We start from the raw sequence: 13,257 nt of genomic DNA on the forward strand, positions 1-13,257 counted from the left end.
TCCTCGCCACCATCCAATCGTGGCGATAGGTCTGATAACGGAGGGTGAAACCCCTCCTGTCGGCCGCACGCCGCACCCTGAAAGGACGCGGCGGAAAGCATCAAACGCGGCGCTTCTTGCGCGGACGCACGCCGTTATGCGGGATCGGCGTGACGTCCCGGATCGATGTGATCGTGAAGCCGGCTGCCTGAAGCGCGCGCAAGGCCGACTCGCGCCCGGAACCCGGTCCGCACACCTCGACCTCGAGGGTCCGCATGCCGTGCTCCTGCGCCTTCTTGGCAGCGTCTTCCGCGGCAACCTGGGCGGCGAACGGCGTCGACTTGCGCGAGCCCTTGAAGCCCTGTGCGCCAGCCGACGACCAGGCAATTGCATTGCCCTGCGCGTCGGTAATCGTGATCAGCGTGTTGTTGAAGGTCGAACTCACATGGGCGACGCCCGAAATGATATTCTTGCGCTCGCGGCGACGAACGCGTTGTGCTTCCTTGGCCATTTAATAAGTCCTGTTTGATATCCACACCGCCGTAATGCCGGCGGCTACACCAACAGCGCGCCCAGAGGGCGCGCCGCGTAAAATTACTTCTTCTTGCCTGCGATCGCCTTCGCGGGACCCTTGCGCGTACGGGCGTTGGTGTGGGTCCGCTGACCGCGAACCGGCAGGCTGCGACGATGCCGCAGGCCGCGATAGCAGCCGAGGTCCATCAGACGCTTGATGTTCATCGCCGTCTCGCGGCGCAGATCACCCTCGACCTGATAGTCGCGGTCGATGATCTCGCGAATCTGCAGCACTTCACCGTCGGTCAGATCATTGACCCGGCGCTCATCGCCGAGATTGACCTTCTGCACGATCTCCTTGGCGAAGGTCGAACCGATGCCATGGATGTACTGCAGCGCGATGACGACGCGCTTGTTGCTCGGGATGTTGACGCCAGCGATACGGGCCACGTCGATACTCCTAGATTTAGATGGGCAGGGAGCCCGTCTCATGCAAGATGAGAGCCCTACGGCCGAAAACGACCGAAGCTGGCCCTCGAACGAAGGCCTGCGCCGATCGCAAAGGATTCGCGAATAGGCGCAGGCTATAGAGCAACGGGGCTTGACAAGTCAACCGCCCGCTTGTCCAGCGCGATACCCGCCTGATGCGGGTTCGGCGCTGAGAACGGTTTCGATACTCGCGGTCACGACATCGATCGGCTGCATGCCATCGACCCCGCGCAGCGTACCTTTGCAGTGATAGTAGCCGACGAGCGGCGAGGTATCTCTGTAATAGGAGCGAAGGCGCGTCCGCATCGTTTCCGCGTTGTCGTCCGGACGGCGCTTGAACTCGGTGGACCCGCAAACATCGCAGACCCCCGCGACCTTCGGCTGCTTGTCTTCGTCGTGATAGACCGCGCCACAGTTGGCGCAGGAAAAACGGCCCGAAACCCGCTTCACCAGAATGTCGTCATCGACCTTGATTTCGACGACGTGGTCGAGCGCGAGACCCTTGTTCTCGAGCATCGCCTCGACCGCATCCGCCTGATTCAGCGTGCGCGGATAGCCGTCGAGAATGAAACCATTGGCGCAGTCGACCTGATCGATCCGTTCGGACACGATCGCATTGACGATATCGTCCGACACCAGATTCCCGGCATCCATGACGGCCTTCGCCTTGAGGCCGATTTCACTTTGGGCGGCGACGGCCGCCCGCAACATGTCCCCGGTCGAAAGCTGCGGAATCCCGTGCCGCTCGATCAACCTCTGTGCCTGGGTGCCCTTCCCGGCTCCCGGTGGCCCGAGCAGTATGAGTCTCATCTGGCTCCCCGTCTCCCACCTCTGAGCTTCGACTTCTTGACGAGGCCCTCGTATTGGTGCGCCAGAAGATGCCCCTGCACCTGAGCGACCGTATCCATCGTGACGCTAACCACGATCAGCAGCGACGTACCACCCAGATAGAACGGCACCCCCACGGCCGAAATCAGGAATTCCGGCAAGAGACAGATAAGAACGAGATAGATCGCTCCCACCACCGTGATGCGCGTCAGCACGTAGTCGATATATTCCGCCGTTCGCTCACCCGGCCGGATGCCTGGGACGAAACCGCCATGCTTCTTCAGATTGTCGGCCGTATCCTTCGGATTGAAGACGACCGCCGTGTAGAAGAAGGCGAAGAACGCGATCAAGCTGCCATAAAGAAACATGTGCAGCGGTTGGCCGTTGCCGAGGGAAGCGATGACGGTCGTTGCCCAGCCCGGAAGAGCTGACGTGTCGGAAAAGTTCGCCATCGTCACCGGCAGCAGCAGCAGCGACGACGCGAAGATCGGCGGAATGACGCCTGCAGTGTTCAGTTTCAATGGCAGGTGCGACGTGTCGCCCTGGAACATGCGGTTGCCGACCTGGCGCTTCGGATACTGAATCAAAAGCCGGCGCTGCGCCCGCTCGAAGAACACGATTACGGCGATCGATACGACCGCAACCAGGATCACCAGAAGAATGATCGCCGTCGACAGCGCGCCGGTCCGGCCGAGCTCCAGGAGGTTGGCGATCGCGGACGGGAGATTGGCGACGATACCGGCAAAGATGATCAGCGAAATACCGTTACCGATCCCGCGCGCGGTGATCTGCTCACCAAGCCACATCAGGAACATGGTGCCGCCGACAAGCGTGATGACCGCTGAAATCTGAAAGAATGTGCCAGGATCGACGACGATCCCCGGCTGCGTTTGCAAACCGACGGCGATACCATAGGCCTGCACGGTGGCCAGCAACACCGTGCCGTAGCGCGTGTACTGGTTGATGATCTTGCGGCCCTGCTCGCCTTCCTTCTTCAGCTGCTCCAACGACGGAATGACCGACGTCATCAGCTGAATGATGATCGAGGCGGAGATATAAGGCATGATGCCGAGGGCAAAGATCGCCATGCGCCCGACCGCACCGCCGGAGAACATGTTGAACATGCCCAAAATGCCGGTCGACTGCTGCTGAAAGGCTTGCGCCAACGCGTCCGGATTGATGCCCGGCATCGGGATATAGGTCCCGAGGCGATAAACAAGCAGTGCGCCAAGAGTGAACCAGATGCGCTTCTTGAGATCCTCGGCCTTGGCGAAGGCCGAGAAGTTCAAGTTAGCGGCGAGTTGTTCCGCAGCCGATGCCATGTCGAACTTGTCTCCGGGTTGTCCCGCGGGTCAGCAGAAAGACGGTCACGCGCGGTCCGCTTCCTCGGGGGGAGAGCAAAGCTCGCCCCCCGAGGAAGCACGAGAGATAAACGGCGAGGAAGGCGTGTGCAAGAAGGGCGATTAAGCCCCCGCACCCGCCGTCGTCACCGAACCGCCCGCTTTCTCGACCTTTTCAACCGCCGACTTCGACGCACCGTTGACCGTGATCGAAACCTTCGCCGAGAGATCGCCGTCGCCCAGGAGGCGGATGCCGTCCTTGGAACGGCGCACCACGCCCGCCGCCTTCAACGCGGCGAGATCGATCATGCCCTTGGCGTCCAGCTTGCCGGCGTCGATCGCCTGCTGGATGCGGCCAACTGAGACCACGTTGAAGCTCTTGGCAAAAATATTCGTGAAGCCACGCTTCGGCAGGCGCCGGAAGAGCGGCATCTGACCGCCTTCGAACCCGTTGATGGCGACGCCGGACCGGGACTTCTGACCCTTGACGCCTCGACCACCGGTCTTGCCGCGTCCCGAGCCGATTCCACGACCGACGCGCTGGCGCAAGTGGGTGGCGCCGTCCTTGTCGGAAATCTCGTTAAGTTTCATTTTGTTTCTCCTGGAACTTCGATCCCGGCAACGCGATGCGATGCGTGCGGTCGAGGTTCTGGCAAAGGGATTTGGCTCGTCGCTCGCGCGAAGCTCGTCGCTCCGCGGCGCTCGTCAAGCCTCTTCGACCACACGCACGAGGTGAGCGACCTTGGCGATCATGCCGCGCACCGCGGGAGTATCCTCCAGCGTGCGGCGACGGTGCATCTTGTTCAAGCCAAGACCGACCAGCGTCTGGCGCTGAGCACCAGGGCGGCGGACCGGGCTGCCGGTCTGCTCGACCGTGACCGTGGACCCTGCGGATTTCTTTTCGGCCATCGATTGGCTCCTTCAGTCAAAGCGCGAGAACCTCGAAGGAGGTTCTCGCTTCCAATCAATCTTCGGCCGCCTGAGCGCCGATGACTTCCCGGCGGCGGGCCTGAAGGGTCGAATATTTGATACCCCGACGCGACGCGACATCCTTGGGGTGCGTGGCATTCCGGAGCCCGTCGAAGGTAGCGCGAACCATGTTGTAGGGGTTCGACGATCCCAGCGACTTGGCGACCACGTCATGCATGCCGACCGCTTCGAACACGGCGCGCATCGGACCACCGGCAATGATGCCGGTACCGGCCTCGGCGGCGCGCAGAATGACCTTGCCGGCGCCGTGGCGGCCGGTGACGTCATGATGCAGCGTCCGGCCATCGCGCAGCGGCACGAAGATCAGATCGCGCTTGGCGGCTTCCGTCGCCTTGCGGATCGCTTCCGGCACTTCGCGCGCCTTGCCGTGGCCGAAGCCGACGCGGCCCTTCAGATCGCCGACGACGACGAGCGCGGCAAAACCGAATCTGCGGCCGCCCTTCACCACCTTGGCGACGCGGTTGATGTGGACGAGCTTGTCGACGAAACCGTCATCGCGGTCGTCACGTCTGTCGTTACGAGGCGCCATATCCTGTTCCTTATTCTTTTCCGGAGGCGTCTTTTGAAAAGACGGCCGCATTAAGCGGCCGCCGAACGGTCATACGATCCGCCCCAACGAAAACGTCCGGGCGAACCGAGCAGGCCNGTCTTTTGAAAAGACGGCCGCATTAAGCGGCCGCCGAACGGTCATACGATCCGCCCCAACGAAAACGTCCGGGCGAACCGAGCAGGCCTCAGAAGTTGAGACCGCCCTCGCGCGCCGACTCGGCCAGCGCCTTCACGCGGCCATGATAGACGAACGAGCCGCGATCGAACACGACATCGCTCACCCCGGCTTCCTTCGCGCGGTCGGCGACAAGCTTGCCGACGGCAGCAGCCGCGGCGGTGTCGGCGCCGGTCTTCAGTTCCGACCGCAGCGACGGCTCGAGCGTCGAGGCCGAAGCGAGCGTACGGCCCGCCGCGTCGTCGATGATCTGCGCGTAGATGTTCTTCGAAGAGCGGTGGACGGACAGTCGCGGACGACCGTTCGCCACCTTCTTCAGCGAGCGGCGGATGCGCGAAGCCCGGCGTCGCAGGTTTGCCTTCAAGGTAGCCATAACGAGCCCTACTTCTTCTTGCCTTCTTTGCGAACGATCGTCTCGTTCGCGTATTTCACGCCCTTGCCCTTGTAGGGCTCTGGGCCGCGATAGCCGCGGATTTCAGCCGCGACCTGGCCGACCTGCTGCCGGTCGATACCCGAGATGACGATTTCCGTCGGCTTGGGCACGACAATCTGGATGCCTTCCGGCACCGGATAGAGCACGTCGTGCGAAAAGCCCAGAGCCAACTGGAGATTCTTGCCCTGAAGCGACGCGCGATAGCCAACACCGTTGATTTCGAGCTTCTTTTCGAAGCCCGTCTTCACGCCATTGAGGATGTTCGCGATCATTGTCCGCGACATGCCCCATTTGGAGCGCGCATCCTTGGAATTGTCGCGTGGATCGACGGCCACCGCACCGTCCTCCATCTTGACCAGCACTTCTTCGTTGACGACGAAGGACAGTTCGCCCTTCGGTCCCTTAGCCTTGACCGTCTGCCCCTCGACGGAGGCGGTGACGCCCTCGGGCACGGCGACCGGCTTCTTACCAATACGAGACATTTCGATACCCTGTCCGTTCGTTGCGGGTCGAGGCTGCCGCGTCAGAAGACGCGACAGAGCACCTCGCCGCCGACATTCTGTTCGCGGGCGCTGTGATCGGCCATAACGCCCTTCGGAGTCGAAAGGACGGAGATGCCGAGACCATTGGCGACCTGCGGGATGGTCTTCGCCGAAACGTAGACCCGACGACCGGGCTTGGAAACGCGAGCGATCTCGCGAATGACCGGGCCATTGTCGTAATATTTCAGCTCGATTTCGAAGTCGGACTTGCCGTTCTCGAATTCGGTCTGGGTGTAGCCGCGAATGTAGCCCTCGTCCTTCAGGACATCGAGGACTCGACCGCGCAGTTTCGACGCCGGCGTAGAAACCGTCGTCTTGTTGCGCATGATCGCGTTACGGATGCGGGTCAGCATATCGCCGAGCGGATCAGACAGTGACATGTCGCTACCTCCTTACCAGCTCGACTTCACGATACCGGGGATCTGGCCATTGTTGCCAAGTTCCCGGAGCGCGATGCGGCTCATTTTCAGCTTGCGATAATAGGCGCGCGGACGGCCCGTCACCTCGCAACGATTGCGGATACGTACCTTCGAGCCATTGCGCGGAAGTTCCGCGAGCTGGAGCTGCGCCTGAAAACGCTCCTCCATGGGAGCGTCGGCATTCTTGGTGATCGCCTTCAGAGCGGCGCGCTTGGCGGCGTATTTCGCCACCAGCTTGATGCGCCGGTTGTTCTGCTCGATCATGCCCTTTTTGGCCATTGTCTCGTCCTTTGCTCGTCTGCCGTTACTGGCGGAAGGGGAAGTTGAACGCCTTCAAAAGCGCTCGGGCTTCCTCGTCGGTCTTCGCCGTCGTACAGACGATGATGTCCATGCCCCACATCTGATCGACCTTGTCGTAGTTGATCTCGGGGAACACGATGTGCTCCTTGACGCCCATCGCGAAATTGCCGCGACCGTCAAAGCTCTTCGGGTTCAGGCCGCGAAAATCACGAACGCGCGGCAGCGCGATCTGGATCAGCCGATCCATGAACTCGTACATTTTATCCTTGCGAAGCGTGACCTTCGCGCCGATCGGCATGCCCTCGCGGACTTTGAATCCGGCAATCGAGTTGCGGGCATGCGTGATGATCGGCTTCTGACCGGCAATCCTTGCCAGGTCCTCGGCCGCCACCGTCGGCTTCTTGGAATCGGCGGTGGCTTCGCCGACGCCCATGTTGATCACGATCTTGTCGACGCGAGGGATCTGCATCTCGTTCTTGTACGAGAACTCTTCCTGCATCGCCTTGCGGACCTCTTCGCGATAGACGCGCTTGAGACGCGGCACGTAAGCGGTTTCCGTATCAGCCATTGATCTGCTCTCCCGAGCGCTTCGCGACACGCACCTTGGTGCCGTCGTCGAGGGTCTTGAAGCCCACGCGCGTCGCCTTGCCGTCCTTCGGGTCAGCGACCGCGATGTTCGACAATTGGATCGGGGCTTCCTTGGTGATGATGCCGGCTTCCTGGGAAGCGGACTGGCGTTGATGGCGCTTGATCATATTGACCCCGCGCACCAGTGCCCGCCCCTCTTTCGGCATCATCTGAATCACTTCACCCGACCGGCCCTTGTCCTTGCCGGCGAGCACGACGACATTGTCGCCCTTGCGGATCTTCTGCATCGTCCGCTCTCCTCTTAAAGAACTTCGGGGGCCAGGGAGACGATCTTCATGTGGCTCTTGGCGCGAAGCTCGCGCGGAACCGGTCCGAAGATACGCGTGCCAAGCGGCTCTTTCTTGTTGTCGATAATGACGGCGGCGTTCCGGTCGAACCGGATGACCGAGCCGTCGGCACGGCGGATGTCCTTGGCGGTACGCACCACCACGGCCTTCATCACGTCGCCCTTTTTCACGCGGCCGCGCGGAATGGCCTCCTTGACGGAAACGACAATGATGTCGCCCACCGAGGCATATTTCCGCTTCGAGCCGCCCAGCACCTTGATGCACATGACACGACGGGCGCCGGAATTATCCGCGACGTCGAGGTTTGTTTGCATCTGAATCATGTCAGGCCGCCTTCAAAACTTGCTGCCGGGACGTGCCGAACCGCACTGTCCCGGCCAATCCATCAACTGGCTGCTGCCACGCCGTTCGAAACGACGATCCAGCTCTTGTCCTTCGAGATCGGCCGGGTCTCCTCGATGGAGACCATATCGCCGACCTTGCACTGATTGTTCTCGTCGTGCGCCTTGTACTTCTTCGACCGGCGCACGGTCTTCTTGAACAGCGGATGGGTGAAGCGACGCTCCACCAGCACGACCACCGTCTTTTCGTTCTTATCGGAGACCACAGTCCCCTGCAGGATGCGTTTCGGCATAGTTCCGTCCTCAGGCCTTGGCCTCGCCCGCCTTATGGCGAGAAATCGTCTTGATGCGCGCGATATCGCGGCGCACCTGGCGCACGCGGGCGGTATTCTCGAGCTGACCCGTGGCACGCTGGAAGCGCAGATTGAACTGCTCCTTCTTCAGCTTGCCGAGCTCATCGGTGAGTTCGTCCTGGGTCATCGCTTTGACGTCGGAAGCTTTCACTTCAAACTCTCCTTACTCGGCAATGCGCTGGATAAAGCGCGTGCGGATCGGCAGCTTTGCCGCACCGAGGCGAAGTGCCTCGCGGGCAGTCACTTCATCGACCCCGTCGATCTCGAAGACCACACGGCCAGGATGGACACGCGCCGCCCAATAGTCGACGGAGCCCTTACCCTTACCCATGCGGACTTCAGTAGGCTTCGAGGTCACCGGCAGATCCGGGAAAATCCGGATCCACACGCGCCCCTGGCGCTTCATCTGTCGGGTGATCGCGCGGCGAGCCGCCTCGATCTGGCGAGCGGTCACCCGCTCCGGTTCCATCGCCTTCAGGCCGAAGGCACCGAAGTTGAGGCCGGTTCCGCCCTTTGCGGTACCATGAATGCGTCCCTTGAACGCCTTCCGGTACTTAGTGCGCTTTGGCTGCAGCATCTTAGTTCACTCCGAATTCTGAACGCTCAGGCGTGTTCGCGGCGACGACCGCCACCTTGACTGTCGCCCTCGATCTGCCGGCGTTCGGACGCCATCGGATCGTGCTCGAGAATCTCGCCCTTGAAGATCCAGACCTTGACGCCGCAAATGCCATAGGCGGTCTTCGCCTCGGCGGTGCCATAGTCGATGTCGGCGCGCAGCGTGTGCAACGGCACACGGCCTTCGCGATACCACTCCGTCCGCGCGATCTCCGCGCCACCGAGACGGCCACCGCAATTGATGCGGATGCCCTCGGCGCCGAGGCGCATCGCCGACTGCACGGCGCGCTTCATGGCCCGGCGGAACGCCACGCGGCGCTCCAGCTGCTGGGCAATCGACTGCGCGACCAGGGTCGCATCCGTCTCGGGCTTGCGCACCTCGACGATGTTGATGTGCGTCTCGGCGTTGGTCATCGAGGCAAGCTTCTTGCGAAGCTTCTCGATATCCGCGCCCTTCTTGCCGATGACGATGCCCGGACGCGCCGAGTGGATCGTGATCCGGCACTTCTTGTGCGGACGCTCGATGACGATCTTGGAGACCGCGGCCTGCTTCAGCTCTTCGAGCAGATAGCGGCGGATCTTCAGATCCTCGTGGAGCAACTGGCCATATTCGCCGGTGTTGGCGAACCAACGCGAATCCCAGGTGCGGTTGATGCCGAGCCGAAAGCCGGTCGGATTGATTTTCTGACCCATTACGCGGCCTCCTCGAGTTCGGCGATCTCGCGCACGACGATCGTCAGATGCGAGAACGGCTTCTCGACCCGGCTCGCCCGACCGCGACCGCGGGCATGGAAACGCTTCATCGTGATCGACTTGCCCACATAGGCCTCGGCGACGATCAGCGAATCGACGTCGAGATCATGATTGTTCTCGGCGTTGGCGATGGCGCTTTCCAGCGTCTTCTTCACCGTCTCGGCGATCCGCTTGCGCGAGAAGGTCAGGTCTGCCAACGCGGCGCCGACCTTCTTGCCGCGGATCAGCTGCGCGACGAGATTGAGCTTCTGCGGGCTGACACGGATCGTCCGGGCAACAGCCTTCGCCTCGTTATCCTTCAGCCGACGTTCGGCTTTGGCCTTGCCCATCGTTATTTCCTCTTCGCCTTCTTGTCGGCGCCGTGGCCATAATAGGTCCGGGTCGGAGCGAACTCGCCGAACTTGTGCCCGACCATGTCCTCGTTCACCGACACGGGAATGTGCTTGGACCCATTGTAGACGCCGAAGGTCTGGCCGACGAACTGCGGCAGGATCGTCGAACGACGGCTCCAGATCTTGATCACATCGTTGCGGCCGCTCGTGCGACCCTTCTCGGCTTTCTTGAGAAGGTAGCCATCGACGAACGGACCCTTCCAGACGGAACGTGTCATGAAAAAATCCTCTTACTTCTTACGCTGATGACGCGAGCGCATGATGAACTTGTCGGTCGCCTTGTTCTGGCGGGTCCGCTTGCCCTTCGTCGGCTTGCCCCAGGGCGACACCGGATGGCGACCACCGGACGTGCGACCTTCGCCACCACCGTGCGGATGGTCGACCGGGTTCATGGCGACACCGCGGACATGCGGACGACGACCCAGCCAGCGCGAACGGCCAGCCTTGCCGAGGTTGATGTTCGAATGATCCGGGTTGGACACCGCGCCGACCGTGGCGAAACACGACGACGGCACCAGCCGCTGCTCACCCGAATTCAGGCGAAGGATCGCAAGGCCGGAGTCGCGGCCGACGAGCTGAGCGTAAGACCCCGCAGAGCGAGCGATCTGACCGCCCTTTTCCGGCTTCATCTCGACATTGTGGACGATGGTTCCGACCGGCATCGCCGACAGCGGCATCGCGTTACCCGGCTTGACGTCGACGCCCGTGAGGCCCGCAATCACCTTGTCGCCCGCGGCAAGCCGCTGCGGCGCCAGGATGTAGGCGACCTGCCCATCCTCATACTTGACCAGCGCGATGAACGCGGTGCGGTTCGGATCATACTCGATCCGCTCGACCGTCGCCCACATGTCGAGCTTGCGGCGCTTGAAGTCGATCATGCGGTAGGTCCGCTTGTGACCACCACCTTGATAGCGCGCGGTTACCCGGCCCGTGTTGTTGCGTCCGCCCTTTTGAGTCAGCCCCTGGGTGAGCTGCTTTACAGGCTTGCCCTTCCACAGACCCGAGCGATCGACGATGACCAGCTGGCGCTGGCTCGGCGTGTTCGGTTTGAAATTCTTTAGTGCCATTGACTAAGCTCCTCCGGTCCCGATCAAAGACCGGTCGAGACGTCGATGGACTGGCCTTCGGCCAACGTCACGACGGCTTTTTTCTGATCGCTCTGGCGGCCGATACGGCCACGGAAGCGCTTGACCTTGCCCTTGCGGACCAGCGTGTTGACGGCGGTGACCTTCACCCCGAACAGCGCCTCGACAGCCGCCTTGATGTCCGGCTTGGTCGCTGTGCGCGGCACGTTGAAGACAACCTGGTTGGATTCCGAAAGAAGCGTCGACTTCTCGGTGATAACCGGGCTCGTGATGACGTCGTAATGGCGAAGATCGCTCACTTGAACCGCTCCTCCAGAGCCTCGACCGCAGCCTTAGACAGAACCAGCGTCTGGCGGCGGAGAATGTCGTAGACGTTGATGCCCTGGATCGGCAGCACGTCGATATGCGGAATGTTTCGGGCCGAGCGCGAGAAATTCGTGTCCAGCTCGGCGCCGCCGATGATCAGTGCGTTGGAAAGGCCGAGACCCGCGAAGCTCTTGATCATCGCCTTGGTCTTGGCTTCCGACGACTTCAGCTCGTCGACGACGATGAGGCCGCCCGATTTCGCCTTGGCCGAAAGCGCATGCTTGAGTGCTAGCGCCCGGACCTTCTTGGGAAGGTCATGAGCATGGCTGCGCGAGGTTGGGCCATGGGCCTTGCCGCCGCCGCGGAACTGCGGGGCGCGCGCCGAGCCGTGACGAGCCCGACCCGTGCCCTTCTGGCGATACAGCTTGGCACCGGTGCGCGCGATATCTGCGCGTCCGAGCGTCTGATGCGTACCCTGCTGGCGCTTGGCCAACTGCCAGCGAACCATTCGCTGCAGGATGTCCTCGCGTGGCTCGAGACCGAAGATCTCGTCCGCCAGCGTAACAGTGCCGGCGTCCTTGCCATCGAGGCTCTTGATCGTAATGTCCATTATTCCGCTCCCTCGGAAGCGTCCGCGGTTTCCGCGGCGGCGCCATCGTTGGCGGCCGAACGCAGCGCGGCCGGCTTCGGCGCGTTGTCGGGCAGCGAAGCCTTTACGGCATCGCGAATTTCGATCCAGCCGCCCTTCGAACCCGGAACCGCGCCGCGGATCAGGATCAGGCCCTTGTCGAGATCGGTGCGCACCACTTCGAGATTCTGCGTGGTGACGCGAACCTGTCCCATGTGCCCGGCCATCTTCTTGTTCTTGAAGACCTTGCCCGGATCCTGACGCTGACCGGTCGAACCATGCGAACGGTGCGAGACCGAGACGCCGTGGGTGGCGCGCAGTCCGCCGAAATTATGACGCTTCATCGCGCCGGCAAAACCCTTACCGATCGAGGTTCCGGTCACGTCGACCATCTGCCCCGGCACGAAATGCTCGGCCGTGATTTCGGCACCGACATCGATCATGTTGTCGTCCGAAACGCGAAACTCGACGAGCTTGCGCTTCGGCTCGACCGAAGCCTGGGCGAACACGCCACGCATAGGCTTCGTCGTATTCTTGACCTTGGCGAGGCCAGCGCCGACCTGAACGGCGGTGTAGCCGTTCTTTTCCTTGGTCCGCTGAGCGACGACCTGGAGGTTTTCGACCTTCAGAACGGTAACCGGAACATGCTCGCCGACGTCATTGTAGACGCGGGTCATGCCGACCTTCTGGGCTATCACACCTGAACGCATGGGCGTTATCCTTCCCGTGCTCGGATCAGAGCTTGATCTCGACATCTACGCCAGCGGCGAGGTCGAGTTTCATGAGCGCGTCGACCGTCTGCGGCGTCGGATCGACAATGTCGAGGAGCCGCTTGTGGGTGCGCATTTCGAACTGCTCGCGCGACTTCTTGTCGATGTGCGGCGAGCGGTTGACGGTGAACTTTTCGATCCGCGTCGGCAGCGGGATCGGACCCCGCACGTTCGCGCCGGTACGCTTGGCGGTCGACACGATCTCCCGGGTCGACGCATCGAGAACCCGGTGATCGAACGCCTTGAGGCGGATACGGATATTCTGGCCGTTCATTTCATTCGTCCTCTCGTCGGAGACCACCGGCGCGGCGGCGCTTTCCGAGCGCTTGTCTTCTCAAAGCAGCCAACGTGGCGCGAGGCATGCCCCGCTCGCCCCTTCGGGCAAAGAACCGGGCGCGTCACTCAATCGTGCAGCAACGCGCCCGCTTGTCGCGTATCTTATTCGACGATGCTGGCGACGATGCCGGCCCCGACGGTGCGGCCGCCTTCACGGATGGCGAAGCGCAGCTTCTCTTCCATCGC

25 protein-coding genes and 1 pseudogene are annotated in these 13,257 nt (G+C 61.9%); all 26 read right to left on the reverse strand.

What is annotated here, in order from left to right; genetic code table 11:
* Positions 1–100 precede the first annotated feature (100 nt).
* Entirely contained in the window at positions 101–490 is a 390-nt protein-coding gene (rpsK, locus tag VSX60_RS17740; RefSeq protein ID WP_327625603.1) for a 30S ribosomal protein S11, read from the reverse strand.
* Between the two features lie 83 nt (positions 491–573).
* Positions 574–942: a 30S ribosomal protein S13 gene (gene rpsM, locus VSX60_RS17745; RefSeq protein WP_206454016.1), complete on the reverse strand. Its 369-nt coding sequence runs from the start codon at positions 940–942 to the stop codon at positions 574–576.
* Positions 943–1,101: 159 nt separating this feature from the next.
* Positions 1,102–1,791 carry an adenylate kinase gene (locus VSX60_RS17750; protein ID WP_327625604.1) on the reverse strand — a complete coding sequence of 230 codons (690 nt, stop codon included), beginning with the start codon at positions 1,789–1,791 and terminating at the stop codon, positions 1,102–1,104.
* Positions 1,788–3,131 (reverse strand): preprotein translocase subunit SecY, encoded by a 1,344-nt coding sequence (gene secY / locus VSX60_RS17755; RefSeq protein WP_327625605.1) that lies wholly within the window; start codon positions 3,129–3,131, stop codon positions 1,788–1,790. Before secY ends, VSX60_RS17750 begins: the two co-directional genes overlap by 4 nt.
* Before the next feature lie 141 nt (positions 3,132–3,272).
* Positions 3,273–3,740, reverse strand: coding sequence for a 50S ribosomal protein L15 (gene rplO / locus VSX60_RS17760; RefSeq protein WP_327625606.1), 468 nt, complete (start codon positions 3,738–3,740; stop codon positions 3,273–3,275).
* Positions 3,741–3,854: 114 nt separating this feature from the next.
* Complete coding sequence (gene rpmD / locus VSX60_RS17765; protein WP_327625607.1) at positions 3,855–4,058, reverse strand: 50S ribosomal protein L30; 204 nt, start codon at positions 4,056–4,058, stop codon at positions 3,855–3,857.
* A 55-nt stretch (positions 4,059–4,113) separates the two neighbouring features.
* Positions 4,114–4,668 (reverse strand): 30S ribosomal protein S5, encoded by a 555-nt coding sequence (gene rpsE, locus VSX60_RS17770; protein WP_327625608.1) that lies wholly within the window; start codon positions 4,666–4,668, stop codon positions 4,114–4,116.
* A 205-nt stretch (positions 4,669–4,873) separates the two neighbouring features.
* Complete coding sequence (rplR, locus tag VSX60_RS17775; RefSeq protein WP_327625609.1) at positions 4,874–5,236, reverse strand: 50S ribosomal protein L18; 363 nt, start codon at positions 5,234–5,236, stop codon at positions 4,874–4,876.
* A gap of 8 nt (positions 5,237–5,244) precedes the next feature.
* On the reverse strand, positions 5,245–5,778 hold the full coding sequence (gene rplF, locus VSX60_RS17780) for a 50S ribosomal protein L6 (protein WP_327625610.1): 534 nt from the start codon (positions 5,776–5,778) through the stop codon (positions 5,245–5,247).
* A 41-nt stretch (positions 5,779–5,819) separates the two neighbouring features.
* The gene (gene rpsH / locus VSX60_RS17785) at positions 5,820–6,218 is read right to left on the reverse strand and encodes a 30S ribosomal protein S8 (RefSeq protein ID WP_206454008.1); all 399 of its coding nucleotides are present in this window, start codon (positions 6,216–6,218) and stop codon (positions 5,820–5,822) included.
* A 12-nt stretch (positions 6,219–6,230) separates the two neighbouring features.
* Positions 6,231–6,536: a 30S ribosomal protein S14 gene (gene rpsN / locus VSX60_RS17790; RefSeq protein ID WP_327625611.1), complete on the reverse strand. Its 306-nt coding sequence runs from the start codon at positions 6,534–6,536 to the stop codon at positions 6,231–6,233.
* Positions 6,537–6,561: 25 nt separating this feature from the next.
* Positions 6,562–7,125 carry a 50S ribosomal protein L5 gene (rplE, locus tag VSX60_RS17795; protein ID WP_327625612.1) on the reverse strand — a complete coding sequence of 188 codons (564 nt, stop codon included), beginning with the start codon at positions 7,123–7,125 and terminating at the stop codon, positions 6,562–6,564.
* Positions 7,118–7,432 (reverse strand): 50S ribosomal protein L24, encoded by a 315-nt coding sequence (rplX, locus tag VSX60_RS17800; protein WP_206454005.1) that lies wholly within the window; start codon positions 7,430–7,432, stop codon positions 7,118–7,120. The genes rplE and rplX overlap by 8 nt, the downstream gene beginning before the upstream one ends.
* Positions 7,433–7,446: 14 nt before the next feature.
* On the reverse strand, positions 7,447–7,815 hold the full coding sequence (rplN, locus tag VSX60_RS17805) for a 50S ribosomal protein L14 (RefSeq protein WP_206454004.1): 369 nt from the start codon (positions 7,813–7,815) through the stop codon (positions 7,447–7,449).
* A 62-nt stretch (positions 7,816–7,877) separates the two neighbouring features.
* Positions 7,878–8,126 carry a 30S ribosomal protein S17 gene (rpsQ, locus tag VSX60_RS17810; protein WP_206454003.1) on the reverse strand — a complete coding sequence of 83 codons (249 nt, stop codon included), beginning with the start codon at positions 8,124–8,126 and terminating at the stop codon, positions 7,878–7,880.
* 10 nt (positions 8,127–8,136) lie between these two features.
* Positions 8,137–8,337 carry a 50S ribosomal protein L29 gene (rpmC, locus tag VSX60_RS17815; RefSeq protein ID WP_206454002.1) on the reverse strand — a complete coding sequence of 67 codons (201 nt, stop codon included), beginning with the start codon at positions 8,335–8,337 and terminating at the stop codon, positions 8,137–8,139.
* Positions 8,338–8,349: 12 nt separating this feature from the next.
* A complete protein-coding gene (gene rplP, locus VSX60_RS17820) occupies positions 8,350–8,763 on the reverse strand; it encodes a 50S ribosomal protein L16 (RefSeq protein ID WP_206454001.1) in 414 nt (137 codons plus the stop codon).
* Positions 8,764–8,789: 26 nt separating this feature from the next.
* Entirely contained in the window at positions 8,790–9,494 is a 705-nt protein-coding gene (gene rpsC, locus VSX60_RS17825; RefSeq protein WP_206454000.1) for a 30S ribosomal protein S3, read from the reverse strand.
* Positions 9,494–9,883 carry a 50S ribosomal protein L22 gene (gene rplV / locus VSX60_RS17830; RefSeq protein WP_327625613.1) on the reverse strand — a complete coding sequence of 130 codons (390 nt, stop codon included), beginning with the start codon at positions 9,881–9,883 and terminating at the stop codon, positions 9,494–9,496. Before rplV ends, rpsC begins: the two co-directional genes overlap by 1 nt.
* Before the next feature lie 2 nt (positions 9,884–9,885).
* Entirely contained in the window at positions 9,886–10,164 is a 279-nt protein-coding gene (gene rpsS / locus VSX60_RS17835) for a 30S ribosomal protein S19 (protein WP_327625614.1), read from the reverse strand.
* Between the two features lie 12 nt (positions 10,165–10,176).
* Positions 10,177–11,013 (reverse strand): 50S ribosomal protein L2, encoded by an 837-nt coding sequence (rplB, locus tag VSX60_RS17840; protein ID WP_327625615.1) that lies wholly within the window; start codon positions 11,011–11,013, stop codon positions 10,177–10,179.
* A gap of 23 nt (positions 11,014–11,036) precedes the next feature.
* Positions 11,037–11,330, reverse strand: coding sequence for a 50S ribosomal protein L23 (locus VSX60_RS17845; protein WP_253965826.1), 294 nt, complete (start codon positions 11,328–11,330; stop codon positions 11,037–11,039).
* Positions 11,327–11,947 (reverse strand): 50S ribosomal protein L4, encoded by a 621-nt coding sequence (gene rplD / locus VSX60_RS17850; RefSeq protein WP_327625616.1) that lies wholly within the window; start codon positions 11,945–11,947, stop codon positions 11,327–11,329. The genes VSX60_RS17845 and rplD overlap by 4 nt, the downstream gene beginning before the upstream one ends.
* A complete protein-coding gene (gene rplC, locus VSX60_RS17855) occupies positions 11,947–12,675 on the reverse strand; it encodes a 50S ribosomal protein L3 (RefSeq protein ID WP_327625617.1) in 729 nt (242 codons plus the stop codon). Before rplC ends, rplD begins: the two co-directional genes overlap by 1 nt.
* A 25-nt stretch (positions 12,676–12,700) precedes the next feature.
* Positions 12,701–13,009, reverse strand: coding sequence for a 30S ribosomal protein S10 (rpsJ, locus tag VSX60_RS17860; RefSeq protein WP_007066362.1), 309 nt, complete (start codon positions 13,007–13,009; stop codon positions 12,701–12,703).
* Positions 13,010–13,173: 164 nt separating this feature from the next.
* A pseudogene (locus tag VSX60_RS17865) lies at positions 13,174–13,257 on the reverse strand (elongation factor Tu); the annotation flags it as partial.

The organism is Aurantimonas sp. A3-2-R12 (assembly GCF_036016755.1).
Classification (GTDB): Bacteria; Pseudomonadota; Alphaproteobacteria; order Rhizobiales; family Rhizobiaceae; genus Aurantimonas; species Aurantimonas coralicida_A.